The organism is Marinobacter sp. CA1 (genome assembly GCF_020546665.1).
Lineage (GTDB): Bacteria > Pseudomonadota > Gammaproteobacteria > Pseudomonadales > Oleiphilaceae > Marinobacter > Marinobacter xestospongiae.
The window spans coordinates 2,022,283-2,046,551 of sequence record NZ_CP071785.1 but is presented as its reverse complement, the minus strand read 5'-3'; the positions used below and the strand labels follow the sequence as shown (position 1 = coordinate 2,046,551).

Here is a 24,269-nt window from a genome sequence, read left to right as displayed (position 1 = left end):
AGGTGATGAGTAATAGCAACAACCAAATACCGGGATGGTTTTCTGCCGTGACAGGCAGGCTGGTTACGCTGTTCTGTCTTCTGCTGGTGGCCAGCGTGCTGGGGTTGTCGTCAGCCGCACGGGCCCAGGCGCCAGAGCCGTCAGCGCAGTTCTTCCGTACGGTTCTGGTCGCAGGTTCCGACAACACCGCCTTCAACCTCCGGTTCATGGACCTGCTGCAGAACCAGTTGGGCAGCCGGGTCAAGGTGCGCACCTACACAGAAGCGTTCAGCCTGTCCCACCCCGATCTGCTGGTGGTCGCTCTGGGCAGCAATGCCCTGTCCCAGGTCCAGCAACAGTCGCCACGGCCTGCCACTCTGGCCCTGATGGTGGATGAGAACCAAGTCGCGGCTTATCTGGGGCGTGAACACACCACCCTGTCGGCGATCTATCACAACCCGCCCCTGATCCGCCAGGCACTGCTAGGTAAGCTGATCCTGCCCCAGGGCAACCAGGTGGCCCTGCTGGTTCAGGCCGGCGAAGAGGCACGCTACGATCCGTTGCTGGAAGAACTGGCGCGTTTCGAGCTGGAAGCCCGGGTGTTCCCGGTGCAGGGCGAAGACGCCCTGATCGCCACTCTCGCCCGTGCGCTGTCGTTCGGTGATTTTCTGCTGGCGGTGCCAGACTCGGCAATCTATAACGCCCGCACCATCAAACACATCCTGTTGACGGCGTACCGTCGCAACCGGATCGTCATCGGCCCAGGACGGGCCTTTGTCCGTGCCGGGGTTCTGGCGTCCAGCTACACCTCACTGGAGACCGTCACCGCGATCGCCGCAGAGCGGGTGCGGCAGTTTCTGGACGACGGTTCCCTGGCACCACCGGGGCACCCCGAACGGTTCGAGATCGACGTCAACCGCCAAGTGGCCCGCTCTTTGAACATACCGGTACCGGACACCGATGAACTGGCGCAGGGAATCAACGCTCTGTTGCAGAACGACGCAGGGAGCGACAATCCATGAATTTCCGCAAAGGCACCCCAAAATCCCTGACCCACCGGCTGATGGTGCTTGGCGTCATGCCGGCCCTGGTGATGTTCCTGGTACTGTTGGTGTTTTTCACGTCGGCACGGCTGGATGATGCCCGCAAGGAGCTTTACAACAGCAGCCAAATCCTCGCGGACAATCTGGCGCCGGCAGTAGAGTACGCGGTGGTGTCCGGCAACACCCAGCTGCTGGAGCAGATCCTCACCCAGACGTTCAAACGCAGCCACGTCAAATGGATTCGGGTGACCGACGTAACCGACCGGGTGGTCGGCGAGGTTGGTGACTCGCCGGCAGAGGGTGTCGGCGCCACCAACGACGTGTTCACTGCCGACATTCTCCAGCGCCCCCTCGACATGAAGGAAGACGACGACGCCGACTGGTTTGAACCCGTCTACGGCTTCACCTCCGGAGTGATCCGCCTGGGCACCGTGGAGGTCGGCGTCTCCGAGCAGGCTCTGGTCGCCCGCCAGAAGGACATCGTATGGTCCTCGGTGATTGTCGGCCTGTCACTGCTCGCCTTTACGCTGTTACTGGTCAGACGCACCCTGCACAGCCTGGTGCACCCGATTCACCTGATGGCCGAACGCATCAACACACTGATGACCGGAGACTACCGGGAAGCCCCGGTGGATCGCGCCAACCAGACCAGCGATGTGCTGGAACTGGAGCAGAACCTCAACGCCCTGGCTCGCCATATGGCATCACTCAAGGCTTCCCGGGACCAGACCCTGGAAGTCTCGGAAACGGCACGGGAACGGGCCGAAAGCGCCAACCGGGCCAAGTCCGAGTTCCTGGCCACCATGAGCCACGAGCTGCGGACGCCCCTCAATGGCGTACTGGGGATGATTGAACTGATTGCCGAGGACGAACTCAACCCACGGCAACAGGACTATCTTGGCACCGCTCGCCATGCCACCGAAGACCTGCTGACCATCATCAGTGACATCCTCGATATCTCGCGAATGGATCGGGGCAAACTGGCCCTGGACTATCACGATTTTGACCTCCGCCAAGTGATCGAAAACTGCGTGGCCACCTACCGCCACGCCTCGGAGCAGCAAGGCCTGCAGCTGTCCCTGCAACTGACCGGTAACTGGCCCGGGCGGTCCCAGGTCAAGGGTGACGCCCCCCGCCTTCGGCAGGTACTGGCCGGCTTGTTGGACAACGCCATCAAGTTCACCGACCAGGGCTCCATTACCGTCATTGCGGAATGGCACTACCTGGAGGAACAGTGCATGGTGCTGCAATGCACCGTTCGGGATTCCGGCTCCGGCATCCCCACCGACCGCATGAAAGAGATCTTCAAGACCTTTGAGCAGCTGGACAATTCCCACAGCCGCACACACGGCGGTACCGGCATCGGTCTGGCCCTGGTGCAGAAGCTGGTGGAACTGATGGGTGGGCACGTCAAGGTAGAAACTGACCTGGGCACCGGCTCGTCATTTTCCTTCGAGGTGCCATTTGAACTCCGTGAAGAGGTCACCGACGATCAGGACAGGCGGCCAGAACCCAAGCCCGCGGACCCTGGCTCACCCAATCGCAGTACCCGTGCCCTGGTGGTGGAAGACAACCCGGTTAACCAGCGGGTTGCCACGGCGCTGTTGACCCGTCTGGGCTTTGAGACTGACGCCGTCAGCAACGGCAAGGATGCTCTGGACCGGGTACGCTCCTCCCAGTTCGACTACGAAGTGATCCTGATGGATTGCCACATGCCGGTGATGGATGGCTTTGAAGCCACCCGCACCATTCGTGACTGGGAGAGGGACAGCGGTCAGCTCGCCATTCCAATCATTGCGCTGACCGCAGACGCCCTGCCAGGAACCGAGAGCGCCTGCCGCGAGGCCGGAATGAACGATTACCTGTCCAAACCGGTTCGCAAGGACAAACTGCGGACAGTACTGAGCCGGTGGATTCGGTTCTAGGGATTTGCTAGGAAGCGACTGGCTCGCGCATGGTGACGAACTCTTCGGCCGAGGTTGGGTGAATGCCGATGGTGGCATCGAATTGAGCCTTGGTCGCCCCGGCCTTGATCGCTACCGCGATGCCCTGGGTGATCTCGCCGGCGTCCGGCCCGACCATGTGGGCGCCGAGGACCACGTCGTTGTCGGCATCCACCACCAGCTTCATCAGGCAGCGTTCGTCACGGCCACTCAGGGTATGCTTCATCGGGCGAAACTCTGAACGGAAGATCTTCACGTCCTGGCCCTGTTCGCGGGCTTCCGCTTCCGTCAGACCAACGGTACCAATGTTGGGCTGACAGAACACCGCCGTGGGAATAGCAGCATAGTCCATCTCACCACCGCCGTCACCGAACAAGCGGCGGGACAGCACCATCCCCTGGGCCAGGGCCACCGGGGTCAACTGGGGGGTGCCGATCACGTCGCCCAGGGCGGTAATGCTTGGCACTGACGTCTGGAAGTGGTCGTCCACCTCAATGTGGCCAGACGGCGTCATCGCTACCCCCAGCGCTTCCAGCCCCAGACCATCGGTCAGGGCCCGACGCCCTGTAGCCGCCATCACCAGGCCGGTGGTCATGGTCGAACCGTCGGACAGGCGCACGTTGTAATGGGCACCTTCCGATTCCACCGACTCGATGGTGGCACCAAACCTGAGCTGGATACCTTTCTTGCGCATTTCGGTGGCGGTGAACTTGCGGACGTCGTCATCAAACCCCCGCAGGAACAGCTCGCCCCGGTACAGCAGTGTGGTTTCCACGCCCAGGCCGGCGAGAATGCCGGCAAACTCAACCGCGATGTAACCGCCACCCCAGACCACCGCCTGTCGCGGCAATTGTGGCAGGTAGAACATCTCATTGGAGGTGAGGATGCATTCCTTGCCGGGAATGTCGGGCACCACCGGCCAGCTGCCAGTGGCAATGGTGATGTGTCTGGCGCGATAGCGGTCATCCCCCACCGCTACCGTGTGGGCGTCCACCATGGAAGCGGTCCCCTGGATAACGGTGACGCCGGCGTTATCGAGCATACGACCGTAAATGCCATTGAGCCGCTCAATTTCCGTATTTTTGTTGGCCACCAGGGTCGGCCAGTCGAAGCTGACCTGATCGGAGGGGACAGACCAGCCATAACCCGCGGCGTCTTCCAGGTCTTCATGGACATGGGAGCCATAGACAAACAATTTCTTGGGAACACAGCCGACGTTCACACAGGTGCCACCAAGGTAGCGGGCTTCCACCACCGCCACCCGGGCGCCACGCTGGGCCGACATGCGAGCCAGGCGAACACCGCCGGACCCGGCACCAATGATGATCAGATCGAATTCCTGGAGCTCAGACACAACCTCTCCTCAAAGCGGCAAGCGGACCGCTGTTCAGTGATTGGGATCAAACAGGGTGAGCGGCAGAGTGCCCATCCACATCACGATACAGGACGTGATCCTCAAAGTTCCCCAGCTGGATCTTGCCAAGACTGCGGAAACCTTCAGATTCGTAGAAATGCAGATATTTGCTGTTGCCGGTATCCAGCACCAAGCCGCTACCACGGGGGTTATCGGCACACAGGCGCTGGACGGTTTCCAGCAGCAGCCGACCGTAGCCGCGGTTCTGGTATTTGGGATGCACGCCCATCAGGGGCAACTGATGGGCCTGAGGTTGGGGTAGCAACTGGCGAATGCGGTCATGGTAATCCAGGTAGCGGCGGGTACAGGCAAAACCGGTGGTCAGCACCATCCGCAGTCGCCAGCTCAGTTGATTGGCCAGATTCAGCCGCAACTCCGGCTCACCGATGAACGCCACCGCCACCAAGGTTTCATTGACCATCACGCCGATGGCTTCCTGGTCCAGATCGAAATAAAGACCGATCAGCTCACGTACGGTGGCCCGCACCCGTTGTTCATAACCCGGGCGACGATGATCGAACAGATACTGGAACGTGGGTTCATGGCGATAGGCCTGAAACAGGATCGACTTGGCCTCATTGAGTGCCGTTGCGTCCAGCCTGACTACCACCGGTTGCGGGTTGTTCTTGTTATCCTGAGTGGCCGTTGCCATCACTCTCTCCCCTCACCGCCGTAATTATCCGTTGCTCCCCCGGAGTATTCACAGGCCCTGGCATTCGCAAGGCCCTGCGATCGGCTCCACTATATCTTCAACGTCAGACGTACCGAGACCATACCGGGAGCGTCTTCCCGGTCGAATGAGGCCTGATCCACAATAATGCCATGCTGGCCCGACAACTGCTCCAGCCAGGCCGCCACTTTCTGAAACGACACATTCTCCAGCCACACCCGGATAGCGCTATCGCCACTGGGCTCAAATCGGTTCAGCGACAGCCCGCTCTCGCCGGCACTGCGGGTGACCGTAGACATCAGCGCCCGCCCATCGGTAATCGACGATGCTGTGGTACCGCCACCGCCGCCCTCGGCCAGGGCCTGAATAGACGTGCGGTTGGCATTCATCCAGGCCAGCAGTTCCGCGGCATTCTCGCGGGACGACTCCGCCCGCTGGTGAAAGCCGACCGCCGGTCGCCAGATGGCGAAATACAGTACTGCCAGCAGGATTGCCACACTCATCACCAGCAACGCCTGCTGATCCCGCTTCGGCAGCTGGTCGTACTGCGCCACCAACTTGCCGATGGCGGGGTTTCGTTTCAGTTTCTGCAACACCACTTAGCCTCCAGAAATCGTCAGGCGGCCACGGGCACCGCTGGCTTCGTTCACCACCGAACCGATGTCGGCCTCCAGGCCCCGCTGGACCAGTCCACTGCGCAGCGCGTTGAGCTTGTCGAAGCTGTCGGCCCGCAGATCCACCACCAGCTCACCCCGGGATTCGGTGTAGTTCATGGCACTGAAAGACACCTGACTCCGTCCCGGCAAGGTGGCGTACTGATGACCGGCGTGTTTCACCAGGGCCAGGAAATCCAGCGCCTGCCCCTGGGAATCCCGCTGTCTCAGCTGCCCCTGAATCACTCGTCGGACATTGTTCGCGGTGGTCCGACGATCCTGGGGGAAGGCCTCCCGATAGACCGCCATCGCCTGGTCCTGCAATTTATCAGCCTGCTGCTGCTTGTAGATTCCCAGCCCCACTTCCAGCCCCACCTGCAGCACAAACCAGGTGCAGGCCACGGCAATCAGCGGGCGCCAGGGCTTGAGGGCCCCGGAGCTGCCGCCGTTAAGGGAGAAGGCGCCTTCACAAAGATTGATGGGCCGGCAGCGATGGCGGATATGGGCATGGGCCAACAGCTCGATCGGTGAGATCTCCAGCACTTCCTGGCGCAGGCTGATGGCGCCCTGTGAAGCCACCGCGCCCTCCAGCGCCTGGTGCTGCTCCAGGTCCGCAGGCGACCCGTACAGGGTAACGGCAACCTCCGAGATCACCTCGTCCTCCCTCGGCAATGCCAGGGTCTGGATAAACATCGCCAGGTTGGCCGCATGGATGCGCAGCCACTCGCCGCTGTTGTTGGCCACCATGGCGCGATCGCCATCCAGGCAGATGGTCCAGCCGCCCTCATTCTCCACCGGCAGCATGGCCGCATCGGCATAGATCGCCGTAAGTCGGGTGTGGGCCCAGCCGCGGAACAGGGCCTGCCAGTTGGTCATGGCATGGCGGTCAATGGCCGCAACCTGATACCCCCGTTCCGAGTTCTCGCCGAGCGCCAGATGCATCGAGTCAACATCCTGCGCCAGTTGTTCCTCCACGGCGAATGGCAGGGCCTGGCGAATATACCGGGCCTGTTTGGCAGGAATGTCGGCAACGCAGAACAACACCTCATCGCCCGGCACCACCCCGACCATGTTAACGTTCTCAAGGGCATTCTGAGACAGGGTCTGCTCAATGGTCTCCCGGCGATCACCCTGGCCGCGGGCCTGAATCTCACCGCCGGCATCCAGCAGCGCCCAATGGAACACCCGCTCGGGCAGTTCACCCTCAGGCGTTTCCGTGGGCCACAGTGGCTGCACGTAAAGACGATAGCTCATGGTGTTGGTTGTCCTTAATCCCGCTGCACGGTGTGTTATCCGCCGTCCGGTACGGTGAACGGCTCTTTTGTGATTCGGTTTTTCTGGCCACTGTCACGGCGAACCACCTGCATTCTGCCATCCGGGCCACGATAGAGTGTGCTGACCAGATTGACTTCCCGGTCATCGTAAGTGATCCGCGCCGCAACGTCGAAGAAACGGGTAGTGAGGCCCAGACCGTCCGATTTCAGCCCCATCCCGGCAAATTCATCCAAGGCGAGGAAGTTCTTGATGTCCTCGAACCTTTCTTCTTCCACTCTGGCAAGAATAGCCTCCGCCTGGGCCTGCGTCAGGCGCTCATCAAGCGACTGCAGCACCGGCGCCGTTGCCAGATTGACATTGATACCCAACCCGCTCACCGGCAACGCCGTCACATGGGGCCGGAGTTTACGGTAGTCCTCTTCGGTCATGCCATCGATCAACCGCAATTCGCTGACATTGGTAAAGGGCTGATTTGCCGCCCGATACGATGGACTTGCCACCAGATAATGACCGTCTTCCGCACCGCGGGCGGAGACGGTCTGATCGTTGCTGTCGATCCAGTCCACCAGGGCATCCACCGATACGTTGCGGATATCCAGCACCTGCAACAGCCGCTCCAATCGCTTACGGGTGAGGTCATTGACCTGCTCACCGCCCTCAACCAGATCGTTCAGGTTGATACGACCGCCAAGGTCATCGATCTGCACTTCCACCAGACCAATATCGTCCACCGGTAAAATCGCGGAATGCTTGGCCCAGACCTCGTCCGGCGAGTCCACCAACAGGCTGTCTTCCTTGTCCTGCTCGTAGTCCCTGTACAGAATCTGCTTGGCGAACTCTTCCGCCCCCAGGGCAATACTGAACCCCTGGTTCTGGGCCAGGTAATGGGTCGCCCGATACACCCGCACACTCTGTTTCTGGGTCATGCCCGCCGCCAGCATCACCACCAACGCCATCGCCAGCAGCACCATGATCAGGGCCATGCCCCGCTGGGATCGACGGTTCAGGCTCATTGCGCCCCCTCGGCGGCTGTACCGTCATCGCCCCGGCCGTCGTCGTCGCCGTCGTCACCGTCGTCATCATCGCCGAAGGACTGGCTATCGCGGATAAACCGCTGCACCGCCACCTGATCAAACTCCGGCAGCACAAACAGCCGTTCAATGTCGCCAAAACGCTCGTGCTCCAGGCGAATGCGGATGGCGCGAGGCAGCGACAGCGCCGCCATCCCCGATGTCATGGCGTTGTTGAGCATCTCCTGGGTTGGCCAGGACTCAACCCAGTTGTTATTGCTGTCGAGAAACTCGAATTCCGCCTGTTTGACCTGTTCCAGCAGCAACTGGTCACGGCTGTTGTCTTCCTGGCCCAGGTCAACCGTCAGCCAGAATCGCCGCCGCAACTCCTCACCGGTGTATTCATAGGCCACCCGCTGCAACTCCGAGCGCCGGGTACCCAGCGGGTTACGCCAGCCCTGGCGGGTCAGAATCAGATCAAACTGCTCGTTGCGGCTGGTCAGCGCCGGTTCAGTGTCGCCGTAGATATTGCGACTGGTCCGATTGACCGCCTGGGTGATGTCCCGCTCCATCAGCAGCAGGGCACGCTGCAGACCATCAAACTCGTCCGCCACCGCATCCACCCGATCACGAGAGGTAATGACGCCGGACAGCACCTGCCAGATGCCAAGGCCGATCACCGCCGTGATCGACACCGCAATCAGCACTTCCATCAGGGTAAAGCCGCCCTGCCCGGGCTGACGCGGCCGTGGCGATTGCACAATGGCCATTACTGCGGCTCCCAGAGGAATCCGGACAGGGTATGCACGGAGCGGAAATCGTTCTCGATCTGGTTGAAGCGGGACACCGTTATGTCAACCCGACGGATACTCGGCTCAGCGGTACCCTTAACCGCCGTCAGCACCTGCCAGCGATAGGGACCAAAATCCAGTTCGTCGGTGTTTTCAGACACCTCGGGAAAGCTTTCTTCCAGGCGCAGCTCATTCATGCGGTTGTCCGCCACCCAGGTTGCCAGGGTACGGTCGCGAACGGTTTCGTAACTGGAAATGTACTGACTGCCAACCTGGGAGGCTGCCGTGCCAATCAGCGCAAAGACCAGCAACGCCACCAGCACTTCAATCAGGGTGAAACCGGATACCCGCGGCCGGGACTGGGGTGGAGACGGTCCCATCAAAGTTCGTCCTCATCACCCGGTGCCCGCCAGTCGAGGCCATTGAGGCCATCGGACTCAATGCGGTGACGGTGGTCGGTGTCGCTCCCCAGGGTGAACTCGGCCTCGAACGGGGTGGTTTCTCCGCTGGAGAAAAACACCAGGTCGGGCCTCAGTTTGTCCTCGTCACTGGCAAGCCTGGGGGCATCGCCTTCCGCCTGCAGGGTGGCCACCAGCCATTCAGGCCACTGCCGGGGGCGGAACAGCCGCTCTGGCTGGCCGACCCACTCACCATTAAGGTCGTCGTAGAGGACAAAGCGGTAGCCCTCCTCTTCCATGACCAAACCCAGCTCCTGGTTGCTCAGCACCGCCTGTTCGCTGGCGGTCTGCATCAGCAGGTACAGTTCCTGGACCTCATTTTTCAGCTCCCGCAACTGACTGCCACCACCAAGATTCACGATGGCCAGCGCTGCCAGCAGACCGACAACCACCAGCACCACCAGTATTTCAATCATGGTGAAGCCCCGAGCGCACGCCGGGCGGGATACCGTCAGCTTCGCGCCAGATGGCTCGGCCGATTGTCCAGGCAGTGTCCGTACCATGCCAGGCGATCCAGAACCTTAGTCTTTACTGGCCCAGACGCTGATATCAGCGGCATCGCCGTCACCACCTTCCTGGCCGTCGGAGCCGTAGGAGAACAGGTCATAGGGGCCTTCGACGCCCGGACTGATGTACTGATAGTCATTGCCCCAAGGGTCTTCCGGGGTGCTCTTGAGGTAACCATCCGGGTTCCAGTTCTTCGGCTCCGGGTTACCCGTGGGCTTGCTCACCAGTGCTTCCAGCCCCTGCTGGGTAGACGGGTAGTGGCTATTGTCGAGGCGGTAGAGATCGAGCGCGTTGGCAATATTGCTCAACTGGGTCTCGGCGACGGTGACCTTGGCCTGGTCACTGCGACCCATGATATTGGGCGCGACGATGGCCACCAGCAACCCGAGGATAACCATCACCACCATGATCTCGATGAGGGTAAAACCCGCCTGGGCGTGTCCTTTTGCTGTTACCTGTGTGTTCATTTTCCAAGTCTCTTTAGGTCGGATTGATGGGTTCTTCAGAAGGGTCCGGAGTCCCGATGATGACGGGACTAGCCCACCAGATTACTCATATTGAGGATGGGCAGCATGATGGCCAATACAATGATCAACACCACCACCCCCATCACCAGCAGCATCATTGGCTCAAACAGGCCAACAATGGCGGCGATCTTCGCCTGCAGGGTGTTTTCCTGCATTCGTGCGGTCCGCTCCAGCATGCTGTCGAGTTCACCACTGGCCTCACCACTGGCGATCATGTGCAGCATCATCGGCGGAAAATAGCCGGTCTGGTCCAGCGACCGGTGCAGGGAGCCGCCCTCGCTGACTTTCTGGGCAGCACCGCGCAGTTCCTGTCGCAGAAAGTCGTTGGACAGCACCTCGCCGGCAATCCGCATGGCCTCCACCAGCGGCACGCCACTGGTGGTGAGAATGCTCAGGGTACTGGCGTACTGAGCCGTATTCACCCCTCGCACCATGCCAGACAGCAACGGCATGTTCAGCAGCGAGCGGTGAAAACGCATCCGGGTTGCCGGCTTGCGCAGCGCCAGCCGGAACCCCACGAAAGCCAACGCCAACGCCACGCCCAGAAACAGGCCATAACTGGACAGGAACTCGGACACCGTCAGCATCACCTGGGTCAGTGCCGGCAGTTCCTGGCCCTGTTTAAGGAACACTTCAATGATGTCCGGCACCACGTAGGTCAGCAGGAACACCACGATGCCGATGGCGACAAAACTGAGGATGATCGGGTAGATCGCCGCCAACTGAATCTTCTGACGGGCCTCCTGACGGCTCTCAGTGTGATCCGCCAACCGGTTCAGCACCAGATCCAGGTGGCCCGCGTGCTCGCCGGCAGCAACGGTGGAGCGGTACAGCCGCGGAAACGCCCGGGGAAACTCGCCCAGGCTGTCCGCCAGAGAATAGCCCTCCATCACCTTGGCGCGGATGGCGATCATCATGCTTTTCAGGCGCGGTTTCTGGGATTGTTGGGCAGCGGCGTTCAGCGCCTGCTCAATAGGGATACCAGACTGGATCAGTGTTGCCAGCTGTCGCGTCACCAGGGCCAGATCCGCCGCACTGAGGCCACCCCGGCTGCTCAGGGGGTTGCTCTTGGTCTGCTTCTCGGTAGCCGGTGACACCTCCAGCGGCGCCATGCCTTTTTCGCGCAGTTGCTGACGTACCGCGCGGGCACTGTCTGCCTCCAGCACGCCCTGTTTCTGCTTGCCACGGGCGTCGAGTGCCTTGTAATCGAATGCTGGCATGGGTCATCAGCTCCGATGGGTCACACGAAGTACCTCTTCCACCGAGGTCACGCCGCGGAGAATCTTGTCGACACCATCGGCATGAATACTGGGGCTGTTTCTGCGGGCTTCGCGCTCCAGGTCGAGTTCGCCGGCGCGCTTGTGGATCAGGCCGCGGATTTCCTCGGTGACTTCCACCACCTCGTAGATACCAATCCGGCCCCGATAACCCAACTGATTGCAGTGCTCGCAGCCTTTGGGCCGATAGATGGTGGGCGGATTCGCCGGGTCCTGCTGCATGAACTCACAATGCTCGGCGGTGGCCACCGTGGGCTCTTTGCAGTCACACAGCACCCGCACCAGGCGCTGGGCGACAATGCCCACCAGACTTGAGGAAATCAGGAACGGCTCAATGCCCATATCCATCAACCGGGTGATGGCGCCAACGGCGGTGTTGGTATGCAACGTCGACAGCACCATGTGACCGGTCAAACTGGCCTGCACGGAGATCTCGGCGGTTTCCAGGTCACGGATCTCACCGATCATCACCACATCCGGGTCCTGACGGAGGATTGCCCGCAGGCCGCGAGCGAAGGTCATGTCCACCTTCTGGTTGACCTGAGTCTGGCCGATACCGGGCAGGTTGTATTCGATGGGGTCTTCCACCGTAAGAATGTTGCGGCTACGGTCGTTGATCTCCAGCAGCGAGGCATACAGGCTGGTGGATTTACCGGAACCGGTCGGCCCAGTCACCAGCATGATGCCGTAGGGTCGGTAAATGAGCTTTCGCAGGGTCTGCAAGTCGCCAGCTGCCATCCCCAGGGATTCCAGCTTGATGTTGCCCGCCTGCTTGTCGAGCAGACGCAGAACCACCCGCTCGCCGTTGGCCGATGGCATGGTCGACACCCGCAGATCCACCTCTCGGCCGGCGACCCGCAGGGCGATACGGCCATCCTGGGGCACCCGTTTCTCGGCAATGTCCATTTTCGACATGACCTTGATCCGGGAGACTAGCAGCGGCGCCAGGGCCCGCTTGGGCTGGACCACTTCCCGCAGTACGCCATCCACCCGGAAACGCACCACCAGCCGTTTCTCATAGGTCTCGATGTGCACGTCCGAGGCGTTGGTCTTGACCGCCTCGGTAAGGATGGCATTGATCAGGCGGATGATCGGCGCGTCGTCTTCCTGCTCCAGCAGGTCTTCCGTTTCCGGCACAGAATCGGCCAGCGAAGCCAGATCCATGTCGTCGCCGATGCCTTCCACCATCTGCATGGCTTCGGCAGAATCGTTCTGGTAGGCGGCGTTCAGGGCGGCATCGAAGCGATCCGACTCGATGGGCTGAAAACGGGCGGAACCACCGCTGATGCGGTTGGCTTCGGCAACCGCGGAGTGGACGGCATCCGGTCGCACCAGAATCAGCGGCGCGCCCTGATCGTCCCGTGTCAGGATAACGCCATTGCGTTTGGCGAAGGCAAAGGGAAGACGACCCAAAGGTTCCTCGTGGACCGGATCGGCAAGATCAGTGTTCAAGATGTTCCTCGCTGCCTGTAGAAAACGTCCCCATTCAACGGCTCCCTGGAAGTTTTCCTTTCGATTCAATTAATTCAGAAAGGCTAACACAGGTTATGGAACCGCTGAATAACTCTATACACTATACTGCGAATTGGTGACCCTGGGATTAAATCTCTGGCATGTCTGTCACACTCTACTGAGTGCCCGCACGGAGCGGGACGCCAATGCCCGGGATTGCTGTTTAAGGAGACCAGCTCACCCGTTGGCCACGGCCACCCATGCGCAAACCGGATAAGGATACCAATGTCTGCTCTTTCATCCCGCCTGCCACTTCTGCTGACGTTGCTACTGGCCATTGCCATGGTGGCCGCCCTCGGCTGGCAGGGCTACCAAACCTGGCAACAGGAGCAACAGCCGCTGAGCACGGCGGCGGGCGCCCCGGTCGCCAGCGAACCGGTCAGCCAGATTCCTGATATCAGTGTGGCAGAGATCGAGCTGTTTGGCAGCGCCAATCCCGCCGCCCAGCCCCGGGAGCAGGAAACGGAGAACCTGCCTGACACCAATCTGCGCCTGGTGCTTCGCGGTGTGATGGCAGCCGACGGCGACTTCCCCGGCAGCGCCCTGATCGAAGACGCCAGCGGCGATACCGACGCTTACCTGGTGGGCAGCGAACTGCCCGGCAACGTTACCTTGCGATCGGTACACCCCAACCGTGTCATCATTGATCGTTCCGGCCGGCTGGAGAACCTCAAGTTTCCCGAACTGACCGAGAGTGAAGGCCTGGACGTTACCGCCTCCGACAACGGCGACAGCCAGGACTCAGCACCGACAAGCAGCTACCCTACAGCCAGTGGGCCATCATCATCTCCACCGGTGGTGACCACGCCGGCAGCATCGGAGCAGCGGCGAACAGAGATCCGCCAGCGTCTGGAAGAACTTCGCCAACGGCTGCGCAACAACAGCAACTGAGGTCACGCCATGGGGACAGGGATCAGGCCAACAGCCAGTCGTACCGCCCTGCTCCCCGTGCTTGTCCTGGTCTCCAGCGTGGCGGCCTTCGAGGTCAGCAACCGGGTGCTGGAATACGTCCAGCAGGAATTCGGCGACGAGGCCCGGGGCCGCCTGGAAACCTGGCAGGGACTACAGGACATGGCCCAGTCCGGCTCGGTTGAGCGCCAGCTCAAGCTGGTCAACTCCTTCTTCAACCGGGTCCGTTTCGTCAACGACATCAAGCACTGGGGCGAGGAGGACTACTGGGCCACCCCCATCGAGATGCTGGCGACCAACGGCGGCGACTGTGAAGACTTCTCCATCGCCAAGTACCTCACCCTCAAATCCATGGGGGTGCCAGACGACCAGCTCCGCATCACCTACGTCAAGGCTCTTGAACTGAACCAGGCCCATATGGTGCTGGCCTGGTACCCGACCCCGGATGCCGATCCGATGATTCTCGACAACCTGATCAACGACATCCGGCCGGCTTCCCAGCGGCCCGACCTGGAGCCGGTCTACAGCTTCAACGGTGAAGGCCTTTGGCTGAACCGTATGGGCGGCGACAACCAGCGCATCGGCGACGCCGGCCGCCTCAGTCGCTGGCAGGACCTGAACGAACGTCTGTTAGACGCGATGCGCTGAGCAGCCACTCACCCAACCCGGAGGTGCGGGTTACCCGGCGCTCAAGGGCCTCGGCCAGCACCTGCTGATCCGGCAGCAACAGGCTGAACCAACTGCGGGCCCGGGTGATGCCGGTGTAGACCAGCTCCCGGGTCAATACCGGGTTGAGCCGGTCGGGCAACACCAGGCAGGTGTGCTCAAACTCCGAGCCCTGGGACTTGTGCACCGTCATCGCAAACACGGTTTCCACCTCCTGCAGACGGCTTGGCAGCACCCAGCGAACGCCGCCATCCATCGCCGGAAACGCCACCCGGGTGACCAGGTGAGCCGGATCGACCCGTTCCTCGCCCGCAACCCACTGCCGTGCCGGCAGTTCCAGGGCAATACCGATATCCCCGTTCATCAGCCCCAGGCTGTAATCGTTGCGGGTGACCAGTACCGGCCGGCCGGGGAACCAGCCTTCCGCGGAGCGGATCAACCCGGCCTGCCGCAGGCCATTGGCGATCAACGGGTTGAGCCCCTCTACTCCGAAAGGGCCTCGCCGGAGCGCGCACAGCAGCTGGAACCGACCATACGCCGCCAACACGCCGGCAGCCCAATCATCCCAGGCGGTGATTCCCGCCTCAGCCGCCGGCTGTTGGTCGCGCATGACCTCCAGGTAGTAGCGGTAGCCATCCGGTGGCGGCATCGGCTGATCGCGCTGTGGCCGCCCCTGGCCGTCGTTGGGAAACTGCTCGGCACCACCATTGATGCAGTGCCGTGCCATCCTTTCGTCAGTGTCCTGGCCCAGGGGCACCCACGCCAGGTCGGCATAGCCGGCATCCAGTATGCGTCGGGCCTGAGCCATGGCGGGGCTGCCCGGCTCCGGGTCATTCACCACCCGCGCCAGCTGGCCAATACCACTGGCAGCATCGAAGCGGTAACTGTGCCGCAACAGGGTAATGGCCTGATCCAGCCGGCAACCGCTGTCATCCACCAATGCGTGATCTACCCGATCCCCAGTCACCGCCTGCAGCCAGGCCACGGTCGCCGGGGTGTAGCGGGCCTGCCGAGCCCGCTGACACAGCTCGCCCAGCACCGCCCCGGCATCCACCGACGCCAGCTGATCCTTGTCGCCGAGCAGGATCAGGCGACCGCCAGCAGGCAGTGCCTCCAGGGTGCGGGCCATCATTTCCAGATCCACCATGGAGGCCTCATCCACCACCAGCACATCCACCAACAGCGGGTTGTCGCGATGGTGCCGGAACTTGCGCGAACCGGGAATGCTGCCCAACAACCGATGCAGCGTCGTCACCTCGGAGGGAATCGTCTCCCGCACCGCCTCGCCCTCGGGCAGCCCCGTCAGGTCCAGACCTGACACCGCACCGGCAATGGATTCGTTGAGCCGGGCGGCGGCCTTGCCTGTTGGCGCCGCCAACCGGATGCGCAGGGCGCGACCGGCAGCGTTGCCATCCGCGCCGGCAATGGCTACGGCCTGCAGCGCCGCCAGCAGTTTGACGACGGTGGTGGTCTTGCCGGTGCCGGGACCGCCGGTAATGACACTGAAGCCCTGGCGGGCGGCATTGCCACAGGCCACCCGCTGCCAGTCCACCGCCGCCGCTGTACCCGGGAACAGCGCCGCAAGCGCCTGCGCCAGCACTCTGGCGCCGGAGCCGTTGGGGTCCTCCAGCGTCGCCAGCGGGCGAAGCCGGGTGGCCAGTTGCTGGAATACCCCCTGCTCGTAATCCCAATAGCGTTTCAGGTACAGACGGCTGCCATGGTGCACCAGCGGTCGCTGGCCGTCGGCCTGGTCATCCACCGACACCAGCAATGGATGATCCAGCGCCTGGGCCCAGTCGCGGTCGCCAATGCCGGCCAGCAGCTCGGAAGGCAGCCAGTGTCGGTGGGGATTGTCATCGTCTTCCGGCGGCAGCGACAGGGCATCGTTGAAGCCCTCTCGGGCCATCAGGGCCAGATCCAGACAGACGTGACCACGGCCCAACTGGTGCGAGGTCAGGGCCGCCGCCAGTAACAGCAGGGGCGATGCCGGCTGACCGGCGGCGCTGGCCTCATCATCAAGAAAGCGCGCCAGGGCTGAATCCAGCGGACGTAGCCAACCCAGGGCCACCCACTGCTCGAGCACCGCCATCAGGGATTCGGTCTGGCCGAGGACAGCCCGGGCGTCGATCCGTTGCTCGCTCATAGCAGGCTCTCCTGTCGCATGACGCCATCGGTGCAGGGCCTGGCCGGGCGGAACATCCGGTCCAGCGACTCGATCAGCAGCCGTGGTGGCCGCTCGGTAAACACCCCGCGGCTGTCAGACCGGTTCCCCCGCAGGAACAGGTAGACCGCGCCACCAATGTGGCGATCGTAATCGTAATCCGGCAACCGGAGCTGGAGTAGCCGATGCAGCGCCAGCAGGTACAGGGTGTACTGCAGGTCATAACGCTTTTCCGCAACCGCCAGGGCCATCGCCTCCCGGGTGTAGGCGGCATCGCCAATACCAAGAACGTTGGATTTGTAGTCCGCCACGTAGAACCGACCATTGTGCTCAAACACCAGATCGATGAAGCCCTTCAGCATGCCATTGAGGCGCAGGTGGTCCGCTGCCGGACGCTGTTGGCGGATGTTCTGGGCCACGCCCAGCAAGGTGTGCTGTCGCACAGTCTGATCCAGGACGGCAGCATCCACATCGTCACTGGCAAACCAGAATTCCATTTCCGGAATCGCGGTACCCAGGTCACTCAAGCGCACCTCGGCATCGTCACCGTCCACGGCGACCGGCAACGGCGATTGCAGCAGGTCAACCAGCCAGCGATCCAGGGGCTCGGCCCAGGCCTGCCAGTCGCGGGCCTGACAACGGCGGTCAATCATCTGGCGACGGCCCTCATCATCAGCCACGGCATTGGCAAACCCTTCCCGGGCGCACCACTCCAGCAGTCCGTGGAGGAAGGTGCCGGGGCCGGCCCCCCGATAGAATCCGTGCAGCCGGTCGGTGTCCGCCCGGGGCTGTCGGATCGGTGGCGGCAGCGTCTGGTTCTCCGGCTCGGCATCTTCGCGCAGGCGCTCGGCCTGGGGGGTTTCCGATTCCGGCAGCGGTGGCAACCGGTCATCACCCGGGCGCTCACCGGCGCGGTAGCGGATGGCGGAATAGGAGGCAATCCACCAGTCTTCCCGCGCCAGTCGGGTGGGATGTCGCGGCGGCCCCAGCGGCGATGGCGGCGGTGGTTGGTAATGGTCGTTGGCGATGGCTGGCAGTGCGCCCACGGCCATCTCCGGGCAGTCCCGGGCCATGGCGTTTAAGGCGGCGGCCAGATCCCCGCCCGCCGCTTGCCCCGCCAGGTAGGCCAGCGCAGAACGATTCTCTTCGCCCTTCAATGCCGGCGCGCCGACCCAGGTGGCGTGACGAGCCCGGGTCAGGGCGACGTAGAGTTTGCGGATGTCTTCCCCCAGACGCTCCTGGTCCACCCGCTGCAACAGCTCGTCGTCGACATCGAACGACAACTGGCGCCGGCCCTGGTCATCGTGCCACTGCAGCGGCAGGCGATCGCCCTTGGCGGGCCGACAGGCGGTGGCAAACGGCAGGAACACCAGCGGGTATTCCAGCCCCTTGGATTTGTGCACGGTCACCACCTGTACCAGATCGGCATCGCTCTCCAGCCGTACCTGCAAGGCCTCGGCCCGGCGTTGGTGGCCCGCCAGCATCTCTCTGTAACGGCGGATCAGCGACTGCTCGCCATCCACCTGCTGGCTTTCCTGCTGCAGCAGTTCCGCCAGATGCAGCACGTCCGTCAACACCCGTTCGCCCTCCGCTCTGGCCAGCCATCGCGACGGCACACCGAACCGGCTCAACAGACGCCGCAGCATTGGCAATACGCCCTGGCGACGCCAGATCCGGTGCAGCTCACGAAAGTGTTCAATCTCCGCCTCCCACGCCAGCTCGTTGTTGCGCAACTGGTCCAGGGTGGCCCACGGCAGATCCAGGGTGGCGGTGGCCAGGGCCGCCCGCACCAGTGCATCCCGTTCCGGCTCGGCACAGGCTTCCAGCCAGTAAAGCAGGTCACGCGCCTGGGGCGTTTCCAGCACCGACGCCCGATCCGACAGGTAGACGCTCTTGACCCCACGAGCGTCCAGGGCGTCGCGCACCAGAGTGGCCTCACGGCCGGTATTGACCAGCACCGCCATGTCCGAGGAACACAGGGGAATCAGGGCGTCGTTCTCGGACCGAAAGCCCGCCCGGCCCTGGCGGCCCAGGTTGAGCAGGCGTACCATTTCCGAGGCACAGGCTTCAGCAGTCTCGGCCAGGGCATCGCCCTTGTTGTCGTCACCGTCTCGTGTCCAGAACGTCATTGTCGGGGCAGGTTTTCCGTCAATTTCCAGGACTTCTTCCCGCCCCCGGGCGGTTACCGGCAGGAACGGGACCGGATTGCTGTCACCCTGGCGGAACAGGAAGGCGCCTCGGGGATGCTGGGCTTCGGCGTAATCAAAAACCCGATTGGCCGCCGTCACCATCGCCACCGCGGAGCGGAAGTTCCTGGGCAGGGTGACATGGCGCCCTGCCGTCGCCTGCCGCGCCCGCAGGTAAGTGAAGATATCGGCGCCACGGAAGGCATAGATCGCCTGCTTGGGGTCACCAATCATCAGGAATCCGGTTTCCGGATGGTTGTCCGCAATCCGGTAGACGGCATCGAAAATGCGATACTGTACCGGGTCGGTGTCCTGGAACTCGTCAATCATCGCCAACGGGAACTGGCGCCGGATGGTCTCGGCCAGCCGTGCGCCGCCCTCACCCTGCAGCGCCCGGTCCAGCCGGTGCAGCAGGTCGTCAAATCCCATCTCCGCCCGCCGCTGCTTTTCCCGCTCAAGACGACCGGCCACCCAGTGGCACGCATGCAACAGCAGTGCCCGGGCCGGAATCGGCCGCTCCCGCACCTCAGCCAGCCGGCCAATCCGGCGCACCAGTTCGTGATCATCCGGCACCGGGCCCTGCTTCCAGGCATCCGCCAGCCCGTCCGGCGTCAGCCGGTTCCAGGCCGCCTCGGTGAGCGCAGGCGGCACCAGCTCGCCCTGCCCGGCCCAGTCCTTGAGCTCGTCCAGCCATTTGCCGACGTTGGCCAGTCGCAGCTTGGTGCCATTAAAGGCCTTGGTTTTCTTTGCGTCTTCCAGCAGCGCCAGGAACCGGTCACAAACCTCTTCCAGTCCGGGACGCACGGCGTCGAACACCTCACGGCGGGCCGCCACCTCCTGATCCAGCAGACTCTGGGGCCCATCCTCAATTTCGGGCAATTGGTCCCTAAGGGGCAGCAATCCCAGCAATTCGTTGGCGAGGTCATCGGGGGACGGCACCACCTGCAGCCACATGGCCGCAGACTCGGCGGACAACGCGTTCACAAAGCTGCGCCAGTAGTCCCTGGCCACCTCCGCCAGCAGCTCGCTCTGATCGGTCTCCAGGTTCTGGTTAAACAGACCGCCACTGTCGAAGGCGTGCTCCTTGAGCATGCGGTTACACCAGCCATGGATGGTGTGCACTGACGCTTCATCCATCGCTTCCGCCGCCAGTTGCAGCCGCCGCGCCAGAGCCGGCCAGCGCTCCGGATCGGGGTAGCTGGCCCGGAGCTGATACAGCGGATCGGCCGACGGCTCTGCCTGCTCTGGCTGGCGAAATACATCCGCAGCCTCCGCCAGTCGGGCCCGAATCCGGTCGCGCAGTTCCTTGGTGGCGGCCTCGGTGAAGGTCACAACCAGCAGTTCCCGGGGCGTCAGCGGACGGCTTTCCGCAGGGCCTTCACCGTGGCCGAGCACCGCCCGCACGTACAACAGAGCGATGGTGAAGGTTTTACCTGTACCGGCGCTGGCCTCTATCAGCCGGCTGCCCGACAGCGGCAACGCCAGCGGGTCCAGCGCGGTGATCTTGGCAGTGGCAGGAGCCGTGCTCATGTGCGGCCCTCCGGCTGTTTGATGGCCTGCCATAGGGGACGGTACAGGGTCTCCGTCCAGCCCTGGAACTGACCGTCGGCCAGCAGGGCCTCAAAACTCGGGTAGGCGCGCTGCAACGCTGGCGAGCGCTCCACTTCCCCCGACTGGCCGAAACTGCCTTCGTAGGCGGCCCGGGCATCCGCCAGCGCCTTGTCATCGGATTTCTGTTGCCCGGTGAGCCAGGCAAACGCGGTCATTGGCGCCACCGGCAACGGCGCCTGCAACGACGCCAGCCACGCCCGAACCAGGGACTGCAGATAGCCGCGGGCCTCACTTGCCGCCATAGGCATCAGATTGATGTCGCCAGCTTTACTTAATAAACATGTTGTTACCATTACATCTTCAAGTTGATTCACAGACAGATGCTGCACCCAGGGCTGCAGGAAATGCTGCCAGCGATAGCGCTTGCGACGGTCCGTCAGGTTGGAGCTGGACAACGCTACCCGGGCCCAGCTGTGAGCATCCGCGGCCCGCAACCCCTGAACCCAGTCCTCCAGCGCCACGGTGACCTCGCCATCCGGCGTTTCCAGCACGTAGTGTTCGGCAACAGGTTGCAGCTCGACGTCGTCAGGAAACCCCGCCAGCTGCTGATGGTAGCGCCGGTGAAGGGCTGGCAGATCGGCCTGGATACGCTGGCGCAGAAGCTCACCCACGCCACCGGCCGGGTAGTCACCACGGGCGGTCTGGCGGGCGATACAGGCCTCCAAGTTAGCGGCCAACCAGGCTTCAACCTCCGGCTCTGCCATGTCCGGTGGCAAGGGCTCAGCCACCACCTGCTGGATCAGCTCATTGCTCAGGGCCCAGTTACCAAGCCCATCCAACACGAAGGGTTCCTCATCCGGCGGCGCCTCCGCCAGTTCGCTGAAGTTCACCCCCAGCCGGTGGCGAAAGAAGCCATCCACCGGCGCCTTGAGGAATCGCCCCAGGGTGGCCAGGTCGATGGGGTCATCCAGCAGCCCCTGAGGCAGGCCCGGGGGGACCTCGTCGACCGGTTCTGCCTGCCCTTCCTCGCCGTGCGCCTGGTGCCATTCCCTGGCAAAGGTGAACAGACCAGCCTCGTCATCACCCCCGGCAGGAAAGTAGCGGCGACTGAACGGCTGTAACGGATGCTCGGTGGTCAGCCTTGCACTCAGACCAGGTCCGTCAAGGGGATGGCCTTCATCATCCTGCAACACCCGGATGGCATCCAGATGGTCCCGCAGCTGGGCCAGCAGGACCGACGGCGGCCGCTCGCTGTTGTCGTTGACACTGCGGCCCACCCAGCTCAGATACAGCCGCTCGCGGGCCGACAGCATGGCTTCCAGGAACAGGTAGCGGTCGTCCTCCCGCCGCGACCGGTCGCCGGGGCGGTAGTCCTCCGCCATCAGGTCGAAATCCATCGGCGGCTGACTGCGGGGGTAATCGCCATCGTTCATTCCCAGCAAGCAGATATGGCGGAACGGGATCGCCCGCATCGGCATCAGGGTGGCGAAATTGACCTTGCCGGCCAGAAAGCGCTGGCTCAGACCGCCCTGCTCGAGGCCGCCAAGCCACACCTCACGGACGATGGCCAACGGCAATGGCGTCTCCGTCAGGCCGGCATCGTCACAGGCGGTCACCCAGTCTTCCACCACCTGGTCCAAACGGCCGAATACCAGGGCGTCCTCTTCCTCCAGGTCCTCAAAAAACCGGCTCCGCAGATCGTGCAGCAGGTGCGCCCAGGCTGACGGAGTGTGAGCCTCGGCCAACGCATGCCAAAGCCCGTCCAACTGCGCCAGCAAGGCATCAAGCTGGCCCGCAAGGCGGCTCTCCAGGCCACCCACCTCGCCGTAGGGCTCTATACCCTGCCAGGCCTCGCCATCGCCGACGGCGTATCCCAGCAACATGCGCCGTAGGCCGAAACTCCAGGTGTTGTGATCCATACCCGCAGGCAGGTCCAGGGCCTGTCGCTGGCCGCCATCCAGCCCCCAGCGTATGTTGGCGCCGCGAATCCAGGCATGCAGCTGGGGCAGGTCCGATTCCTGCAGGCCAAAACGGTGGCGCAGGGCCGGCACGTCCAGAAGATCCAGTATGTCGCTCACCCCGAGGCGGGCTTCCGGCAGCGACAGCAGCTGCTCCAGGGCAATCAGCGCTGGCAGCTGGTGGCGCTGACCCTGGTCAGAAATGGTAAACGGTACGAAGCGGTCGTCGTCCTGGGGCAGCTGGCCAAACACGGCCTGGATGTGGGGCGCGTAGGCGTCGATGTCCGGCACCATCACCAACACATCCTGGGGGTTCAGGCCGGGATCGGCACTGAAGGCCGCCAGCAACTGGTCGTGAAGCACCTCCACTTCCCGCTGGGGACTGTGTGCGCAGTGAAACACGATGGAACCGTCCTGTGCCTGCTCTGGCGTCACCGAACGGGTGGCCTCATGGACCGGGCGGAGCTGAAAGATATCGTCCTGCAGCTGTGCCAGCAGGGTATTACCGGCGCTGTCGATGGGGCTTTCAAACAGGTCAATGCGATCAAACCACTGGCGGTAACCGGTCTGGTCGTCGTACTCGTCGAGCAGCCGGATGTAATCCCGCCCCTGTTTGCCCCAGGCCGCCAGCAGCGGGTGGGCGTGCAGGTGCAGGTTGTGGTCGTCCATCTCCGCCGGCATCCCCTGGCGCAGCTGACCCCGGTGGTGACGGGCCCGTAGCAGCTCGCGGTCTTCGATGATGTCGGCCCAGTAGAACTGGCAGGGATTGTGGATGCACAGCAGCACCTGGCTGCACTGCCCCAGACGGCTGAGCACCTCGAGGGTCTGCTGTGGCAACGAGGACACACCAAACACCACCAGCCGCGCGGGCACTCCGGCGGGTCGGGTGGCCGGGGTCAGCGACTCCGCGGCGGCCAGAAAACGGGTGTGGACGTCCGCCCGACTGACATCCAGCCCAGTGCTGAACTCAGCCTGATCGGCAATGTCAGCCATCAGACGGCGCCAGAGTTCCGGCTGCCAGCGCTGATCGTCCGCCAGTTCCCTCACCTGCTGCCCCCGCACCAGAATCTCGTCGCGCCCCTGACGCCACAAGTCCAGCCAGTCGGCGCGGTAGACCTGGTACTGGTCGAACAGATCCGCCACTCGCTCGGCCAGCTGGAAACGCCGACGCTCCGGCTCAGCTCCAGCCAGGAAACGGCCCAGCGGTGCGAACACCGGCTCGTCTTTCAACACCGGCAACAGCCGGAACAGTCGCCAGGTGAGCTGGTCCTTGTCGTAGAACGAACGGGTGGCAACCGCATCCGACCCCAGCACGGCACGGTACACCTGCCACAGGAATCGCGACGGCAGCAGAAAGTCCATCGCCGCCGCAATTCCCAGCCCTGGCAGCTGCGGGTCGTCCGGGTCCCGTGCCAGCGCCAGCTTGAGCCACTGGGCGATGCCATTGGAATGCACCAGAAACACTTCCTGCGCCAACGGTGCCAACGGGTAACGTCGCAGCACCTCCACCACCAGGGCCCGCAGGTCTTCGAGGCGGTTGGCATGGATCACCTGAAAACCTGTGGGAACGTCCGGCGCGGCGGGACGGGATGGTTCGAGCATGGAGATACCTGTGGCAGGGTGACGCAAAAGGCCAGTGGGGTTGTCGCGATTCGATAATGTGTCCCCTGAGAATACCTTTACAATCCCTGCTATCCAATCTTTTCCCCGGGAATCCGTGCCTTGCCGTAATGACAGACACGGGAGCCAGCAGCAAAGCCAACCACGGAGTCACCGAAC

At 63.0% G+C, this 24,269-nt stretch carries 18 protein-coding genes; 4 read left to right on the top strand and 14 right to left on the bottom strand.

Annotated features, from left to right (window positions below; translation table 11 throughout):
• Positions 1-47: 47 nt before the first annotated feature.
• Complete coding sequence (locus J2887_RS09405) at positions 48-1,001, top strand: ABC transporter substrate-binding protein (RefSeq protein ID WP_227175739.1); 954 nt, start codon at positions 48-50, stop codon at positions 999-1,001.
• On the top strand, positions 998-2,947 hold the full coding sequence (locus J2887_RS09400) for an ATP-binding protein (RefSeq protein ID WP_227175738.1): 1,950 nt from the start codon (positions 998-1,000) through the stop codon (positions 2,945-2,947). Before J2887_RS09405 ends, J2887_RS09400 begins: the two co-directional genes overlap by 4 nt.
• A 7-nt stretch (positions 2,948-2,954) precedes the next feature.
• On the opposite strand, the gene gorA is transcribed toward J2887_RS09400, so the two are convergent.
• From gorA to gspE, 11 genes are all read right to left on the bottom strand, one after another.
• Positions 2,955-4,319 (bottom strand): glutathione-disulfide reductase, encoded by a 1,365-nt coding sequence (gorA, locus tag J2887_RS09395; RefSeq protein ID WP_227175737.1) that lies wholly within the window; start codon positions 4,317-4,319, stop codon positions 2,955-2,957.
• Between the two features lie 46 nt (positions 4,320-4,365).
• Positions 4,366-5,031, bottom strand: a complete 666-nt coding sequence (locus tag J2887_RS09390) for a GNAT family N-acetyltransferase (RefSeq protein WP_227175736.1) — start codon at positions 5,029-5,031, stop codon at positions 4,366-4,368.
• Positions 5,032-5,120: 89 nt separating this feature from the next.
• The gene (gene gspM / locus J2887_RS09385; RefSeq protein ID WP_227175735.1) at positions 5,121-5,645 is read right to left on the bottom strand and encodes a type II secretion system protein GspM; all 525 of its coding nucleotides are present in this window, start codon (positions 5,643-5,645) and stop codon (positions 5,121-5,123) included.
• A gap of 3 nt (positions 5,646-5,648) precedes the next feature.
• Positions 5,649-6,956, bottom strand: coding sequence for a type II secretion system protein GspL (gene gspL / locus J2887_RS09380; protein ID WP_227175734.1), 1,308 nt, complete (start codon positions 6,954-6,956; stop codon positions 5,649-5,651).
• A gap of 35 nt (positions 6,957-6,991) precedes the next feature.
• A complete protein-coding gene (gene gspK, locus J2887_RS09375; protein WP_227175733.1) occupies positions 6,992-7,990 on the bottom strand; it encodes a type II secretion system minor pseudopilin GspK in 999 nt (332 codons plus the stop codon).
• Positions 7,987-8,757, bottom strand: a complete 771-nt coding sequence (gspJ, locus tag J2887_RS09370) for a type II secretion system minor pseudopilin GspJ (RefSeq protein WP_227175732.1) — start codon at positions 8,755-8,757, stop codon at positions 7,987-7,989. The genes gspK and gspJ overlap by 4 nt, the downstream gene beginning before the upstream one ends.
• Positions 8,757-9,158 (bottom strand): type II secretion system minor pseudopilin GspI, encoded by a 402-nt coding sequence (gene gspI, locus J2887_RS09365; protein ID WP_227175731.1) that lies wholly within the window; start codon positions 9,156-9,158, stop codon positions 8,757-8,759. The genes gspJ and gspI overlap by 1 nt, the downstream gene beginning before the upstream one ends.
• The gene (gspH, locus tag J2887_RS09360) at positions 9,158-9,739 is read right to left on the bottom strand and encodes a type II secretion system minor pseudopilin GspH (RefSeq protein ID WP_416381904.1); all 582 of its coding nucleotides are present in this window, start codon (positions 9,737-9,739) and stop codon (positions 9,158-9,160) included. The genes gspI and gspH overlap by 1 nt, the downstream gene beginning before the upstream one ends.
• An 18-nt stretch (positions 9,740-9,757) precedes the next feature.
• Complete coding sequence (gspG, locus tag J2887_RS09355; RefSeq protein WP_227175729.1) at positions 9,758-10,210, bottom strand: type II secretion system major pseudopilin GspG; 453 nt, start codon at positions 10,208-10,210, stop codon at positions 9,758-9,760.
• 68 nt (positions 10,211-10,278) lie between these two features.
• Complete coding sequence (gene gspF, locus J2887_RS09350) at positions 10,279-11,490, bottom strand: type II secretion system inner membrane protein GspF (RefSeq protein ID WP_227175728.1); 1,212 nt, start codon at positions 11,488-11,490, stop codon at positions 10,279-10,281.
• Positions 11,491-11,496: 6 nt separating this feature from the next.
• Positions 11,497-12,999: a type II secretion system ATPase GspE gene (gspE, locus tag J2887_RS09345; RefSeq protein WP_227175727.1), complete on the bottom strand. Its 1,503-nt coding sequence runs from the start codon at positions 12,997-12,999 to the stop codon at positions 11,497-11,499.
• 285 nt (positions 13,000-13,284) lie between these two features.
• Between gspE and J2887_RS09340 the strand changes: the two genes are divergently transcribed.
• Together J2887_RS09340 and J2887_RS09335 are read left to right on the top strand one after the other, a co-directional pair.
• The gene (locus tag J2887_RS09340; RefSeq protein ID WP_227175726.1) at positions 13,285-13,950 is read left to right on the top strand and encodes a type II secretion system protein N; all 666 of its coding nucleotides are present in this window, start codon (positions 13,285-13,287) and stop codon (positions 13,948-13,950) included.
• A 9-nt stretch (positions 13,951-13,959) separates the two neighbouring features.
• The gene (locus J2887_RS09335) at positions 13,960-14,616 is read left to right on the top strand and encodes a transglutaminase-like cysteine peptidase (protein ID WP_227175725.1); all 657 of its coding nucleotides are present in this window, start codon (positions 13,960-13,962) and stop codon (positions 14,614-14,616) included.
• On the opposite strand, the gene recD is transcribed toward J2887_RS09335, so the two are convergent.
• Genes recD through recC form a run of 3 tightly spaced genes read right to left on the bottom strand, consistent with a single transcriptional unit; the run spans position 14,567 to position 24,092 of the window.
• A complete protein-coding gene (gene recD, locus J2887_RS09330; RefSeq protein WP_227175724.1) occupies positions 14,567-16,777 on the bottom strand; it encodes an exodeoxyribonuclease V subunit alpha in 2,211 nt (736 codons plus the stop codon). The two genes, J2887_RS09335 and recD, sit on opposite strands and share 50 nt — an antisense overlap.
• Positions 16,774-20,511 carry an exodeoxyribonuclease V subunit beta gene (gene recB, locus J2887_RS09325; protein WP_227175723.1) on the bottom strand — a complete coding sequence of 1,246 codons (3,738 nt, stop codon included), beginning with the start codon at positions 20,509-20,511 and terminating at the stop codon, positions 16,774-16,776. The genes recD and recB overlap by 4 nt, the downstream gene beginning before the upstream one ends.
• Entirely contained in the window at positions 20,508-24,092 is a 3,585-nt protein-coding gene (gene recC / locus J2887_RS09320; protein ID WP_227175722.1) for an exodeoxyribonuclease V subunit gamma, read from the bottom strand. Before recC ends, recB begins: the two co-directional genes overlap by 4 nt.
• Positions 24,093-24,269: the final 177 nt, after the last annotated feature.

What these genes read in the sequence shown, in the direction of transcription:
- J2887_RS09400 (WP_227175738.1), top strand. Translation starts at nt 998, where the DNA reads ATGAATTTCCGCAAAGGCACCCCAAAATCCCTGACCCACCGGCTGATG.
- J2887_RS09390 (WP_227175736.1), bottom strand. Translation starts at nt 5,031, where the DNA reads ATGGCAACGGCCACTCAGGATAACAAGAACAACCCGCAACCGGTGGTA.
- gspL (WP_227175734.1), bottom strand. Translation starts at nt 6,956, where the DNA reads ATGAGCTATCGTCTTTACGTGCAGCCACTGTGGCCCACGGAAACGCCT.
- gspK (WP_227175733.1), bottom strand. Translation starts at nt 7,990, where the DNA reads ATGAGCCTGAACCGTCGATCCCAGCGGGGCATGGCCCTGATCATGGTG.
- gspJ (WP_227175732.1), bottom strand. Translation starts at nt 8,757, where the DNA reads ATGGCCATTGTGCAATCGCCACGGCCGCGTCAGCCCGGGCAGGGCGGC.
- gspI (WP_227175731.1), bottom strand. Translation starts at nt 9,158, where the DNA reads ATGGGACCGTCTCCACCCCAGTCCCGGCCGCGGGTATCCGGTTTCACC.
- gspH (WP_416381904.1), bottom strand. Translation starts at nt 9,739, where the DNA reads ATGGTACGGACACTGCCTGGACAATCGGCCGAGCCATCTGGCGCGAAG.
- gspG (WP_227175729.1), bottom strand. Translation starts at nt 10,210, where the DNA reads ATGAACACACAGGTAACAGCAAAAGGACACGCCCAGGCGGGTTTTACC.
- gspF (WP_227175728.1), bottom strand. Translation starts at nt 11,490, where the DNA reads ATGCCAGCATTCGATTACAAGGCACTCGACGCCCGTGGCAAGCAGAAA.
- J2887_RS09340 (WP_227175726.1), top strand. Translation starts at nt 13,285, where the DNA reads ATGTCTGCTCTTTCATCCCGCCTGCCACTTCTGCTGACGTTGCTACTG.
- J2887_RS09335 (WP_227175725.1), top strand. Translation starts at nt 13,960, where the DNA reads ATGGGGACAGGGATCAGGCCAACAGCCAGTCGTACCGCCCTGCTCCCC.
- recD (WP_227175724.1), bottom strand. Translation starts at nt 16,777, where the DNA reads ATGAGCGAGCAACGGATCGACGCCCGGGCTGTCCTCGGCCAGACCGAA.
- recB (WP_227175723.1), bottom strand. Translation starts at nt 20,511, where the DNA reads ATGAGCACGGCTCCTGCCACTGCCAAGATCACCGCGCTGGACCCGCTG.
- recC (WP_227175722.1), bottom strand. Translation starts at nt 24,092, where the DNA reads ATGCTCGAACCATCCCGTCCCGCCGCGCCGGACGTTCCCACAGGTTTT.